The organism is Streptomyces sp. NPDC051105 (assembly GCF_040682795.1).
In the GTDB taxonomy this organism is placed as follows: domain Bacteria; phylum Actinomycetota; class Actinomycetes; order Streptomycetales; family Streptomycetaceae; genus Streptomyces.
Genome location: NZ_JBFBBR010000002.1, coordinates 492,084 through 504,210 on the forward strand (window position 1 = coordinate 492,084; position 12,127 = coordinate 504,210).

Annotated in this window: 10 protein-coding genes; 6 read left to right on the top strand and 4 right to left on the bottom strand. The window is 72.8% G+C overall.

Annotation, left to right across the window (positions count from 1 at the left end; translation table 11 throughout):
- Window positions 1-10 precede the first annotated feature (10 nt).
- Window positions 11-1,945: a beta-L-arabinofuranosidase domain-containing protein gene (locus AB0N16_RS06175; protein ID WP_365793558.1), complete on the bottom strand. Its 1,935-nt coding sequence runs from the start codon at window positions 1,943-1,945 to the stop codon at window positions 11-13.
- Window positions 1,946-2,235: 290 nt separating this feature from the next.
- Between AB0N16_RS06175 and AB0N16_RS06180 the strand changes: the two genes are divergently transcribed.
- The gene (locus tag AB0N16_RS06180) at window positions 2,236-3,258 is read left to right on the top strand and encodes a LacI family DNA-binding transcriptional regulator (RefSeq protein WP_365793560.1); all 1,023 of its coding nucleotides are present in this window, start codon (window positions 2,236-2,238) and stop codon (window positions 3,256-3,258) included.
- 233 nt (window positions 3,259-3,491) lie between these two features.
- Here AB0N16_RS06180 and AB0N16_RS06185 read toward each other — a convergent pair whose 3' ends face one another.
- From AB0N16_RS06185 to AB0N16_RS06195, 3 genes are read right to left on the bottom strand one after another with little or no spacing between them, the layout of a single operon-like run.
- Entirely contained in the window at window positions 3,492-4,949 is a 1,458-nt protein-coding gene (locus AB0N16_RS06185) for a benzaldehyde dehydrogenase (protein ID WP_365793562.1), read from the bottom strand.
- Between the two features lie 31 nt (window positions 4,950-4,980).
- Window positions 4,981-6,585 (bottom strand): thiamine pyrophosphate-dependent enzyme, encoded by a 1,605-nt coding sequence (locus tag AB0N16_RS06190; RefSeq protein ID WP_365793564.1) that lies wholly within the window; start codon window positions 6,583-6,585, stop codon window positions 4,981-4,983.
- Window positions 6,582-7,415, bottom strand: a complete 834-nt coding sequence (locus AB0N16_RS06195; RefSeq protein ID WP_365793566.1) for a GntR family transcriptional regulator — start codon at window positions 7,413-7,415, stop codon at window positions 6,582-6,584. Before AB0N16_RS06195 ends, AB0N16_RS06190 begins: the two co-directional genes overlap by 4 nt.
- 339 nt (window positions 7,416-7,754) lie before the next feature.
- Here AB0N16_RS06195 and AB0N16_RS06200 point away from each other — a divergent pair, with 339 nt between their 5' ends.
- The 5 genes from AB0N16_RS06200 to AB0N16_RS06220 are packed head-to-tail and all read left to right on the top strand — an operon-like array spanning window position 7,755 to window position 12,090.
- A complete protein-coding gene (locus AB0N16_RS06200; protein WP_365793568.1) occupies window positions 7,755-8,606 on the top strand; it encodes a hypothetical protein in 852 nt (283 codons plus the stop codon).
- A 22-nt stretch (window positions 8,607-8,628) separates the two neighbouring features.
- Entirely contained in the window at window positions 8,629-9,564 is a 936-nt protein-coding gene (locus AB0N16_RS06205; RefSeq protein ID WP_365793570.1) for a fumarylacetoacetate hydrolase family protein, read from the top strand.
- Window positions 9,565-9,581: 17 nt separating this feature from the next.
- Window positions 9,582-10,139 (top strand): NAD(P)H-dependent oxidoreductase, encoded by a 558-nt coding sequence (locus AB0N16_RS06210; RefSeq protein WP_365793572.1) that lies wholly within the window; start codon window positions 9,582-9,584, stop codon window positions 10,137-10,139.
- Window positions 10,136-11,662, top strand: coding sequence for an MDR family MFS transporter (locus AB0N16_RS06215; protein WP_365793574.1), 1,527 nt, complete (start codon window positions 10,136-10,138; stop codon window positions 11,660-11,662). The genes AB0N16_RS06210 and AB0N16_RS06215 overlap by 4 nt, the downstream gene beginning before the upstream one ends.
- Window positions 11,659-12,090, top strand: a complete 432-nt coding sequence (locus AB0N16_RS06220) for a heme-binding protein (protein WP_365793576.1) — start codon at window positions 11,659-11,661, stop codon at window positions 12,088-12,090. The genes AB0N16_RS06215 and AB0N16_RS06220 overlap by 4 nt, the downstream gene beginning before the upstream one ends.
- Window positions 12,091-12,127: the final 37 nt, after the last annotated feature.

The following is a 12,127-nucleotide window of genomic DNA, read 5'->3' on the forward strand; positions in this document are numbered from 1 at the left end:
ACGGGGTGTCTCAGGAGGTGGGGAGCCAGACGCGCATGCTGCCGTCCTCGCGATTGGCCCAGACGTGGTACGGGATCGCGGTCAACTCGACCGGCTCGCCGTCGGGTTCGGGACCGGTGTCGTCCGCGCCGGGGTACGGCCACCAGCCCCGGTCGGGGATGTGCCGCCGGTGTCCGGCGGCCACCACGATGGTGACACCGCCGAGCAGGTCCGGGCGGTGCTTCACGGCCGGCGGACGGGACGGGTCGAGGACGATGCCGTCCAGCCCGCCGCCCGGATGGTCGGCCTGCTCCAGGCAGTACACGAGCGGCCCCCGCTCGATCGCCACGCAGCCGCGTGCGGCGTCCACCCGCGGGTCGGCCGCGGTGAGCCGGGGTTCGAGGCCGAGTTCGAGGTGCACCCGGTCGCCCGGCTGCCAGGTGCGCGTCAGCCGCAGCCAGCCCTGGTCCACCGGGGCGTCGGACCGGTCGTACGTCTCCGCGCCGCACCGCACCCGGAAGTCCCGGCACCAGTGCGGGATGCGCAGGGACAGCGTCCAGGGGGCGTCGGCCGGGGTCCGCTCGACGGTGAGGTCGATCGTGCCGTGCCAGGGATAGTCCGTCTCGGCGCGCACCCGGATCCGGTCGGTCTGATACGTCCCGGTCACGAACTGGTGGATCTGCAGACCCTGTTCGTCGCTCGACGCCAGGTAGTGCTCCAGACTCGCCAGGAGCCGCATCACATTGGGCGGGCAGCAGGCGCAGCGGAACCAGCGGGTACGGCGGGCCGACTGGTCGCCGCCGGTGTCGGTGTGGCCGTCGCGGACCTGGAGCGGGTTGACGTACAGCCACCGCTCGCCGTCCAGCGAGACCCCGGCCAGGAAGCCGTTGAAGAGGGTGCGCTCGATCAGGTCGGAGTAGCGGGCCTCGCCGGTGAGGAGGGCCAGCCGCCAGCTCCACTGGACCGAGGCGATCGCGGCACAGGTCTCGCAGTAGGCCCGCTCGTTGGGGAGTTCGTAGGGGTCGCCGAAGTCCTCCTTGTCGTGGTGGGCGCCGAGGCCGCCGGTGAGATGCGTCTTGGTGGTCGTCATGGCCAGCCACAACCGCTCACCGGCCGCCCGCAGTTCGCCGTCCCCGGTCTCCGCCGCCAGGTCCGCGGCGGCCGCCAGCAGATACAGCTGCCGTACGGCATGGCCCTCGACGTTCGTCGCCTCGCGCAGCGGGACCCGGTCCTGGCAGTAGGCCTCGCCGCCGAGCAGGCCATGGCCGTGCCGGTCCACGAAGTAGGCTGCCAGGTCCAGATAGCGGCGCTCACCGGTCTCCCGGTACAGCTCCACCAGGGCGGTCTCGACCTCCGGGTGACCGTCGATACCGTCGATGGGCCTGCCGCTGCCGGGGAGCCCGAAGACCGAATCGACGTGGTCGGCGAACTTCCGGGCCACATCGAGGAGTTCGGGGCGGCCGGTGGACCGGTGGTGGGCGACGGCCGCCTGGATCAGATGGCCCGCGCAGTACAGCTCATGGCCCCAGCGCAGGTCCTGGTACCGCTCACCGCCCTTGACCAGCTGGAACCACGTGTTGAGATAGCCGTCGGGCTGCTGCGCGGCGGCCACCAGGGCGACGATCCGCTCCACGTCGGCGGCCAGTGAGGTGTCCTCCCCCTGGGCGAGCCGCCAGGACGCCGCCTCCAGCCACTTGTAGACGTCCGTGTCGACGAACGGGTACGCGCCCTGGAACTCGCCCTCGTGCACGGCGCCCGAGCGCGCGGCGGCCGCCAGCCGCAGGTTGTGCAGGTTGCCGGCGGACTCCAGCAGATCCGGCCCCTGAGGGAGGGAGACCCGGGCGTTGGTGGTGCGCCGGTCGTGCCAGAAGCCGTTCCCGATGGCGACGGTCGCCGGGCGCAGCGCCGTGCGGGCACCGGAGGTGAGACGGACGGGGCCGGTCGGGGCGGAGCGGGTGCGGGGCATGGCTCTCCGAGAGTGGGGAGGGGCTGAAGGTCCGGGCGCTGACGGACTTCGAAATACCGAACACCGTCCGGGACTTGAGGCGCAGTGCGGTTCTGAACCACTGTGCGCAATCGTTTTCTCGCCGAGAAGTACAGGGCAGTCGAGGAGAGGGGTCAAGCCGCCCGGCACAGTTTTTTCAAGTTGCCCGGCGGGTCTGGTCCTTCCTGCCGGCTCCTGCGACGATGTGGGGCGGCTATGTCGCCGGAAGGCCGACGGCATCGTCGGGTATTCGTCCAGGAAAAGGTTTGCCCGTGACCTCTGCTCCAGACTCACCGCCCGTCGGGCGGGCCAGGCTCGCCGACGTCGCCGCGCTCGCCGGCGTCAGCGTGGGCACGGCCTCCAAGGCGCTGAACGGCGCCGGCCGGATGCGCCCGGAGACCCGGCAACGGGTGCTGGACGCGGTGCAGGCGCTCGGATTCCGGCCCAACCAGCAGGCGCAGAGCCTGCACAGCGGCCGCAGCTGGACGGTCGGCCTGATGACGACGGACGGCATCGGCCGCTTCAGCACCCCGGTCTTGCTCGGCGCCGAGGACGCGCTCGGCGCCGGGAAGATCTCCGTGCTGCTCTGCGACACCCGCGGTGACGCCATCCGCGAACAGCACCATCTGCGCAACCTCACCGACCGGAGGGTCGACGGCATCATCGTCGCGGGCCGCCGCACCGACCCCCGCCCGCCCCTGTCCGGTATCGACCCGGCGATCCCGGTCGTCTACGCCCTCTCGCCGTCGACCGATCCCGCCGACACCTCCGTCGTCACCGACGACCGGGGCGGCGCCCGGCTCGCCGTGGAACACCTGCTGGCCACCGGTCGTACCCGGATCGCCCATGTCACCGGGCCCGAGCACCACCAGGCCGCCCGGGACCGCGCCGCGCACGCCGTCCGGCACCTGGCCGGGTCCGACCTCCGACCAGCCACCGGGCGGGTGCACTTCGGGGAGTGGAGCGAGGCCTGGGGGCGGCGGGCCGCCGACGCGGTATTGCGGACGGCCCCTGACACGGACGCCGTCTTCTGCGGCAACGACCAGATCGCCCGTGGGATGGCGGACGCGCTGCGCGAGCGCGGCAAGGACGTGCCGGAGGACATCGCCGTCGTCGGCTACGACAACTGGGACACGATGGCCCTCGCCTGCCGCCCGCCGCTCACCACCGTCGACATGAACCTGGCCGAGATCGGGCGCATCGCCGCGCTGCGGCTGCTCCAGGCCATCGACGCCGAACCGGCGCCCGGGGTGCACACGGTGCCGTGCCGGCTGGTGGTGCGCGAGTCGAGCTGAGCGACCTTCACCTCCGTCGCACCGAACCCGACTGTCCTTGCTTAAGTAATCAAGTGATTTACATTCGGGAGGGGGTGCTGGTCTCCGGTGCCGACATCCATGATCACGACATCGAACTCTCCCATCCCAGCGCGTAGTTCACCCCGCCCCGGCGAACCGAGGCCCCGGCCGAACCGAGGCGCCGGCCGAACCGAGGCCCTGGCCGAACCGAGGCGCCGCGACGCGCCGTCGCCTCAGAACGGATACGGCGGCTGGGCCGGCCGGGCCGTGATCCAGCGGGTCTCCGTGAAGGCCTCGATGTTGGCGGCGCCGCCGAAACGGGCGCCGGTGCCGGAGCCGGCGACTCCGCCGAAGGGGGCCACGGCCTCGTCGTTCACGGTCTGGTCGTTGATGTGGACCAGGCCGGTGGGGATGCGCTCGGCGAGGTCCAGGCCGCGCATCACGTCGGCCGTGAGGATGCCCAGGGACAGCCCGTAGGGGGTGGCGGTGGCCAGGGCGACCGCCTCGGCGAGGTCGGTGAAGGTGCGCACCGGGGCCACCGGGCCGAAGACCTCCTCCGCGTAGGCAGGGGAGACGTCGGTGACGCCGGTGAGGACGGTGGGCCGGTAGAAGAGGTCCCGGTAGGTGCCCCCGGCGGCCAGCCGGGCGCCGCCGTCGACACTGGCGGTGACCAGGGCGTGGATCTTGTCCCGTTGGCCCGCGTCGATGACCGGGCCGAGCGCGACCTCCTCCTTGTCCGGGTTGCCGACCGGCAGCTGCGCGGCCTTGTGCGCGAGCCGCTCGACGTACTCGTCGGCGATCGAGGCGTGCACCAGATGGCGGCCGGTGGTCATGCAGACCTGACCCTGATGGAAGAAGGAGCCCCAGGCGGCGGTCGAGGCGGCACGCTCCAGGTCCGCGTCCGGCAGGACGATCAGCGCCGAGTTGCCGCCCAGTTCGAGGTGGGCGCGCTTGAGGTGCTCGGCGGCGGCCGCGCCGACCTTGCGGCCCGCGGCGGTGGAGCCTGTGAAGGAGATCACCCGCACCTGCTCAGCCGACACCAGCGCCGCGCCTGTGTCCGCGCCGCCGGGGAGCAGGTGCAGCACGTCCTCGGGCAGCCCGGCTTCCTCGAACACCCGCATGACGGCGACCCCGCCGGAGACGGCGGTGCGCAGATCGGGTTTGAGCAGCACGGCGTTGCCCAGCGCCAGGGCGGGGGCGACCGAGCGGATGCCCAGGACGAGCGGCACGTTGAAGGGGGCGATGACGCCGACCACGCCCGCCGGCACCCGGCGCGCGAGGCTCAGCCGCGGCTCGGCCGAGGGCAGCACCTCCCCGAGCGGGCGGGAGACGAGCGCCGCCGCCTCGTAGCATTCCTGGGCGGCGGTCACCGTCTCGAAGGCCGCCTTGCCCGGGATGCTGCCGGCCTCCCGGATCAGCCACCGTTGGATCTCCTCGGCATGCTCGGTGAACAGGTCGCCCGCACGCCGCAGCACGGCGGCGCGTTCGGTGTACGGCAGCCGGGCCCAGGCGGGTTGGGCGCGCGCCGCCCGCCCGGCGGCGACCGGGACGTCCTCGGCGGTGGCCACGCCGATGACGTCGAGGACGTCACCGGTGGCGGGTTCGACGACCGGAGCCGTGCCGCCCGTGGGGGTCGTCCAGGTGCCTATGGAGGCCTTTCCGGACCAGAGCGCGGGATCGAGCAGGGACATGGCGGCCTCCATAAAAGGGGTGCGGGGGCGGTCAGGGCCGGAAGTCACCGTCGGCCGTGACGGCGACTTCGAGGACCAACGGCTCGGTCCGGCAGGCCAGTTCGGGGCAGAGTTCGTCGAGCGTCGCGCACAGATCGGCGTACGTGCCGATCCGGCGGGCCGGGCAACCGAGGGACTCGGCGAGTCCGGCGACGCTGACCTCGCCGAACGCGGGCCACGGCGGCTTGCCGCCGTGCTGCGCGGCAAGCTTGTCCATGACGGCGTAGCGGCCGTTGGCGAGGACCACGAAGAGGGCGCCGACGCCGTAGTGGGCGGCCGTCCACAGGGCCTGGATCTGGTAGAGGGACGAGCCGTCGCCGGCGACGGCGACGACCGGGCGCCGGGGCCGCGCCATCCGTACGCCGACGGCGGCGGGCAGTGCGAAGCCGAGGCCGCCCATCGCGGCGCTGAGGAAGCCGAGCGGGGCCCGGGCGGGAAGCAGGGCGTGCAGGTCGGGGCGCGAGGAGGGGGTCTCCTCCACCACGACGGTGTCCGCGGGCAGCCGGCCGGCGAGCGCCGCCAGGACATGGGCCGGGGTCAGCGACCCGTCGGGAACCGGGGCGCTGCGACGGGGAGCGGCGGTCCGCCGCGGCTCCCGCGGTGGGGTGCGGCGGGCGAGGCGGTCGCAGAAGTCGGGAAGGGGCGTGACGACGGCCAGTTCGGCGGGGGAGTGGTGGGCCTCGGCCGGGTCGTCGGTGACCACGACCACCCGGGCCTGGGTCAACCTGCCCGGCGCGTAGGGGTATTGGCGCAGGAACGGGGCGCCCACGCACAGCACCAGATCGTGCGGGGCGAGCGTGGCGCGCAGCCGGGTCCGGTCGGCCGGCAGATGCCCGGCGAACAGCCGGTGGTCCTGCGGGAAGCCGGCGCGGGCGCCGAACGGCTCCTGCCAGACGGGGCAGTCGAGCCGTTCGGCCAACGCGGTGAGAGCGGTCCAGGTGGCCGCGCTGTCCGCGCCCGCGCCCACGACCAGTGCGGGTGCGGACGACCGGGCGAGCAGCTGGGCGACCTCGGCGACGTCCTGGGGATCGGCCGCGGCCGACCGCCGTACCGTGTCCGGGGCGGCCACCGGCAGATCCTCGGCGGGCTGCGACCAGTCGTCCATGGGGACGAGCACCAGCGCCGGGCCCCGGCCCGCACGGGCCGCGTGCACGGCCCGGCCGATCGCCCCGGGTACGTCCTGGGCGCGCACCGGCGACTCCACCCGTACCGGGTAGTCCCCGGCCAGTCCCTCCAACCGCCCGGCCAGGAAGGGCTGCTGGGCGAGATGCCGGCGGTCCTGCTGGCCGACCAGGACCACCAGGGGCGCCCGGTTCACGCGGGCCGTGGCCAGCGCGCCCACCGCGTTGCCGAGACCGGCGGTGGTGTGCAGCAGGACCAGCGCGGGCTCCTCGCGGGCCAGTGCCCAGCCGGTGGCCGTGCCGACCACCGAGCCCTCGTGCAGGGCCAGCACGAACTCCAGGTCCTCGGGGAGGTCGGCGAGCACAGAGACCTCGGTCGAGCCGGGGTTGGCGAAGAGGGTCGTCAGGCCGTGCTGCCGGAGCACGTCGAAGGCGGCGTCGCGCACGGTACGGACCGAAGCGGGCGGTGCGGTCACGACAGGGTGCTCCGCGGGTTCGCGACCTGGCCGCCCAGGGTGACGTTCGACCGCAGCCAGGCGGTGAGCGCCTCGGTGAGACCGGCCTCGGAGAGCGGGGCCTCGCCCTCGGCCTCCCGGGCCTCGACGATCCGCTCGACGGCCAGCCGGTGGTAGTCGCGGACCACGGCCGCCGCGTGCCGGGGATCCCGGGAGGCGACCGCGGCCACGATCCGCATCCGCTCGGTGTGCAGCGCGCCGGCGACCCGTCCGAAGTCGCGGCCCTCGCCACCGGACAGCCGCACGGCGAGCCCGACCTGCATCTCGGTGATGAACCGGCACAGGGCGGCGAGCAGCGGGTTGTGCGAGATCTCGGCGAGCGTGTCGAAGAAGCCGCGCAGCGCCGCCGCGGTCCGCTCCACGCCCTCGGCGGCGGGGACGGCCTGCGCCGCCGCGCGCAGCCGGCCGATCTCCTCGTCGGTGGCGTGCTCGGCGGCGAGTTCCGCGGCGTAGGCGTTGAGGGCGCCGAGCAGGCCGAGGACCTCCCGGCCGCCGACCTTCTCGACCTGCACCACGGAGGCGATGGACACCGCGAGCAGGGTGTCGCCCTGCGCGGTGACCGTCGCCCGGCTGCCGTTACGGGTGTTGACCAGGCCCATCGCGGTCAGCACCCGGACCGCCTCACGGACGGTGGGGCCGCTCACGTCGTAGTACGCGGCCAGCTCCCGTTCGGACGGCAGGCGTGAGCCGTCGGGCAGGGTGCCGCTGAGGATCTGTGTGCGCAGGTCCTCGACGATCTGGTCGGCCACCCGGCCGCGGAAGATTTTCGCGGGGGTCTGAGGCACGGACATGTCACTCCCGAACGTGATCCGGACGTACGCCGCCCGGTTCTCCTGTGGTCTCTATCCAAATTAACCTACCTAGTAGGTTTGGGGCAATGCATTTACGTCGGCGTCCGTCGCAACCTTGCGAGGTACATGAGAGCTTCATGAAAGCTCTACACCTACCTTGACACAAACCTACTAGGAAGGTTTCTTGGAAGGGCAGCGACGACCGGAGGCCCTCGAAGAGGCGCGCCACGGCTCAGCCGACCGCCCGTCGCCTTCGGACAACCCCCGCCCGGCCCCACCGGCCCCGGCCCGCGCGGAGCCCTCGCGGGCGCACACCACACCCCACCACGGAGGACAGCGATGAAGATCGCACCGTTCGACCCGGACGCGTACAAGATGGACCACCCCAAGGGGACGGTCGCGTTCAACTACCTGCTCATGGGCGACCGGGACAAGCCGCTGGAGAACTACCGCTACATCCTGGGACGCCAGGAGGGCGACTTCTCGATGCCCCGGCACTGCCACACCTTCGAGCAGATCCGGCTGCCGCTCGTCGGCGACATGAACCTCGGTGAGCAGGGCATCCTGCGCGAGGGCGAGGTCGGCTACTTCCCCGAGGGCCAGACGTACGGTCCCCAGGACGACAAGCTCACCGACCCCAGGCAACTCCAGCTGGTGCTGCAGTTCGGCGGGGCGTCGGCGCTCGGCATGGCCGCCGGGCGCGGCCGCGGCCCGGCCAACAAGGAGGCCCAGGCCGAGCGCCGCCCCCGGCGCGAGCAGCGGTTCCCCAAGCCCCGCTACAACGGGGTCGTCATCAGCAATCCCGAGCACTTCAACTGGCTGCCGGACCCGGCGTGGCCGGGCGTGAAGCGCAGGCACATCGGCACGTACACCGAGCGGCGGTTCTGGGTCGAGTTCGTCAAGATCGAGGCCGGCGCGGAGTGGATCTCCGAGAGCGCGGATGCCAAGCGGCTGACCGTGGTGCTCTCCGGCACGGGCACGGTCGAGGGGACCGAGGTCGGCCGGCTCGGCGCGGTGGAGGCGGACGCCGGCGAGAAGGCGCGGTACGTGGCCGCCGACGAGATGGTGCTGTTCGAGATCGGGCTGCCGCCGATCCAGTTGCCGGTGGAGCCGGACGAGGACAAGTTCGTGACCGTGGTGACGGACGGGGGGATCCGGTTCGAGGATCCCAAGGACGCGGACGGGAAGTGAGCCGACCGGAAAGGTCACGTCCGTGAGAATTGCTTCCCGGCGGACCCCGTTCGGCGACCGGCTCTGCTTCGCCGGCCTGGTTCCGCATCGACTCGTCGACATCCAGGGCGCCTTCGTACGACAGCTGGAGCTGGACGGCGTTCACCGCGACGACGCTCTCGCCCGGTCCCGGCTCGTCGTGCCCGGTGATCTTCCCGCGCTGCTCCGGTCGGATCCCCGACTCACCGACGTACGGCGGCTGTTCGACCGGATCGTCGCACGCATCGACAGCGGTGTCCTCGACGACTGCCTGTGGTCCGACGATCCGCAGCGGCTGGGGGTCGTCGTCGGTCGGCCCCGCACCATGTGGTGCATGGGAGGAAACTACCTGCGTCGGCGCCTCGCACCCGGCGAGGAGCCGCCGCCGCGGCACGGTCCCGGTGGTGGACTCAAGGCCACCGGGGCCCTGGCCGGGCCGTACGACGAGCTGCGGTATCCCGCGATCAGCGAGCAGGTCGACTCCGAGACGGAGCTGGCCGTCGTCATCGGTTCCCGCTCCCGTCACCTCACCCCCGACGACGCCATGGCCGCGGTGGCCGGTTACGTCGGCTTCTGCGACGTCACCTCGCGGGACGTCGCGGAGCTGGACAACCGCCGGATGGACCGAGCCAAGGGCTTCGACACCTACGGCATCTGCGGGCCCTGGTTCGTCACCGCCGACGAGATCCCGGACCCGCACGCGCTGCGGATCCGCCAGTGGGTCAACGGCGAGACGTGCCGGGACGGCAGCACCGCCGAGATGTTCCACACCGTTCCCGAGCAACTGGCCTGGCTCACCGCCGCGCTCACCCTCGCGCCCGGCGACGTGCTGTCCACCGGAGCCCCGGCCGGACAGGGCGCAGTACGGCCCGGTGACGTCGTCCGTGGCGAGGTCGAGGGGCTCGGAGCCACCGAAAACAGGGTCGTCCCGGACGACTGAGCGACGAAAGGCCAGACATGCACCGACCCCGGCTGCAGATCATCATCGGCAGCACCCGTCCCGGCCGGCGCGGCCCCGCCGTCGCCGACTGGTTCCACGCCCTGGCGCAGAAACACCCCGGCTTCGAGACCGAACTCGTCGACCTCGCCGAGGTAGGACTGCCGCTGCTGGACGAGCCGCGTCCGCCGCAGCGCGGCCGGTACGAGCACGACCACACCCGGCGTTGGAGCGAGATCGTGAGCGCCGCCGACGCCTATGTGTTCGTGGTACCGGAGTACAACCACAGCTTCAACGCCGCCACCAAGAACGCCCTCGACTACCTGGCCGGGGAGTGGGCCGGCAAGCCGGTCGGCTTCGTCGGGTACGGCGGCGTGGCCGCCGGTGCCAGGGCCGTACAGGCGCTGCTGCCCGTCGTCACCGCCCTCGGTATGGTGCCGGTGGCCGGCTCCGTGCACATCCCGTTCGTGCGGCTGTCGTTCACCGCGGACGGCGGGTTCGAGCCCGCGCCGGGGCTGGACGAGAGCGCCACCGGCGTCCTCGACGAACTGCTCCGCCGTACCGCCCCGGTCGGATGAGCGCGCCCCCGGCCGCGGAACCCGCCGAGGCACGGCACGGCGGGCGTGGCGTCAGCCAGAAGGTGGCCGTCTGCGTCGTCTACGTGGCCGGGCTGTTCCTGAGCACCCTCGACATGACGATCGTCAACGTCGCCCTGCCCACCATCGGCCGCGCCTTCGACGTCCCCGCCACGGCCGTCGACACCGTGTCGATCTCGTACCTGGTGAGCCTCGCGGTCTCGGTGCCGGCCTCCGGCTGGCTCGGCGACCGGTTCGGCGGGAAACGGACGCTGCTCACCGCCGTCGCCGTCTTCACGGCCGGTTCGGCCCTGTGCGGTACGGCGACGAGCCTCGGTCAGCTGGTGGTGTTCCGGGTGGTGCAGGGCGCGGGCGGCGGGATGCTCGCCTCCGTCGGCATGGCCATGCTGCTGCGCGCCTTCGCCCCGCAGGAACGGGTGCGGGCCTCGGCGGTACTCAGCATCGCCAACGGCCTGGCTCCCACCCTGGGCCCGGTGCTCGGCGGCATCCTGGTCACCCAGGTCTCCTGGCGGGCGATCTTCTACGTCAACGTGCCGGTCGGGGTCTTCGCCGTCGTCTTCGGGGCGCTGTTCCTGCACAGCCGGCCAGCGCGGCCGGCCGAGCGGTTCGACCTGACCGGATTCCTGCTCGCCGCGTCCGGGTTCGCTCTCGTGATGTACGGCGTCTCGGCCGGGCCCGAGCAGGGCTGGCGTACCGCCCCGGTGGCCGGCGCCCTCGCCTGCGGTGCCGTGCTGGTCACGGCGACGGCCGCCGTGGAGCTTCGCAGCCGTACCCCGATGATCGACGTACGGCTGCTCGGGGACCGGCTGTTCGCGGCCGGTACCACGGTGATGACCGTCGAGTCGGTGACCTTCCTCGGCGCCCTGTTCACCCTCACCCTCTACCTGCAGGACGAGCGGGGCATGACCGCGCTCACCGCCGGCCTCACCACCTTCCCCGAGGCCGTCGGCGTGGTCACCGGCTCCCAGCTGGCCGGCCGGGTGCTCTACCGCAGGCTCCGGCCGCGCCGGCACCTGATGCTCGGTGCGGGCGGGACCAGTGCCGTCATCGCCGTGCTGGGCCTGGTGCTGCCCATGGACCCCGGCCTGTGGCTGGTCGTGGTCCTGCTCTACGGCATGGGACTCGCCGTCGGCCAGGTCTTCGTGGGCACCCAGTCCGCGTCCTTCGCCACGGTGTCCGACTCGTCCTCGGGACGCGCCTCGACCCTGTTCAACGTCGGCCGCAGGCTCGGCGGCGCCGCCGGAGTCGCGGTGGCCACCAGCGTCCTGGTCACCGCCGGGACCGGTGGCCCCACGGCCGGTACCGCCGGCTACCGCGCCGCCTTCCTCACCCTCGCCGCCGTCAACCTGCTCGGCCTGTACGCGGCCACCCGCGTCAGCGACCGCGCGGCGGCGAGCACCATCCCTCCTCCCCATGAGAAACGCCGCGACAACCCCCGCGACAACCCCCGCGACAACCCCCGCAAGAACCCCCGCAAGAAGAACGAAGAGGAGCCACAACCATGAGTGCACTGACGCTCCAGCAGGCCTCCGAGATCGTGGACGCGGCCCTGAGCCACGCCCGCGAACTGGGCCTGCGCCCGCTGACCGTCACCGTCCTCGACCCCGGCGGCCACCCCCTGGTCGTCAAGCGGGAGGAGACCGCCGGCATCCTGCGTCCGCAGATCGCCCACGCCAAGGCATGGGGCTGCCTCGGCACCGGCCACGGCGGCGCCGCCGGAGCCCGGCACGCCGAGCGCGACCCCGCGTTCTTCGCCGCCCTCGCGTCGATCTCCGAGGGCCGGATCGCCTCCTCCAAGGGCGGCGCGCTGATCCGGGACGAGAACGGCACGCTGCTCGGCGCGGTCGGGGTGAGCGGTGACCGGCCCGACAACGACGAGACCGTCGCGGTCCACGGCGTGCAGAAGGCCGGGCTCGTCGCCGACGCCGGCTGACGACCGCCGGCCACGGGGCCGGGACCAGGGACGGTCC

Bases quoted from the DNA above. Each gene is read 5' to 3' on its own strand.
- AB0N16_RS06220 (WP_365793576.1), top strand. From the start codon at position 11,659: ATGAGTGCACTGACGCTCCAGCAGGCCTCCGAGATCGTGGACGCGGCC.
- AB0N16_RS06215 (WP_365793574.1), top strand. From the start codon at position 10,136: ATGAGCGCGCCCCCGGCCGCGGAACCCGCCGAGGCACGGCACGGCGGG.
- AB0N16_RS06195 (WP_365793566.1), bottom strand. From the start codon at position 7,415: ATGTCCGTGCCTCAGACCCCCGCGAAAATCTTCCGCGGCCGGGTGGCC.
- AB0N16_RS06185 (WP_365793562.1), bottom strand. From the start codon at position 4,949: ATGTCCCTGCTCGATCCCGCGCTCTGGTCCGGAAAGGCCTCCATAGGC.
- AB0N16_RS06210 (WP_365793572.1), top strand. From the start codon at position 9,582: ATGCACCGACCCCGGCTGCAGATCATCATCGGCAGCACCCGTCCCGGC.
- AB0N16_RS06200 (WP_365793568.1), top strand. From the start codon at position 7,755: ATGAAGATCGCACCGTTCGACCCGGACGCGTACAAGATGGACCACCCC.
- AB0N16_RS06175 (WP_365793558.1), bottom strand. From the start codon at position 1,945: ATGCCCCGCACCCGCTCCGCCCCGACCGGCCCCGTCCGTCTCACCTCC.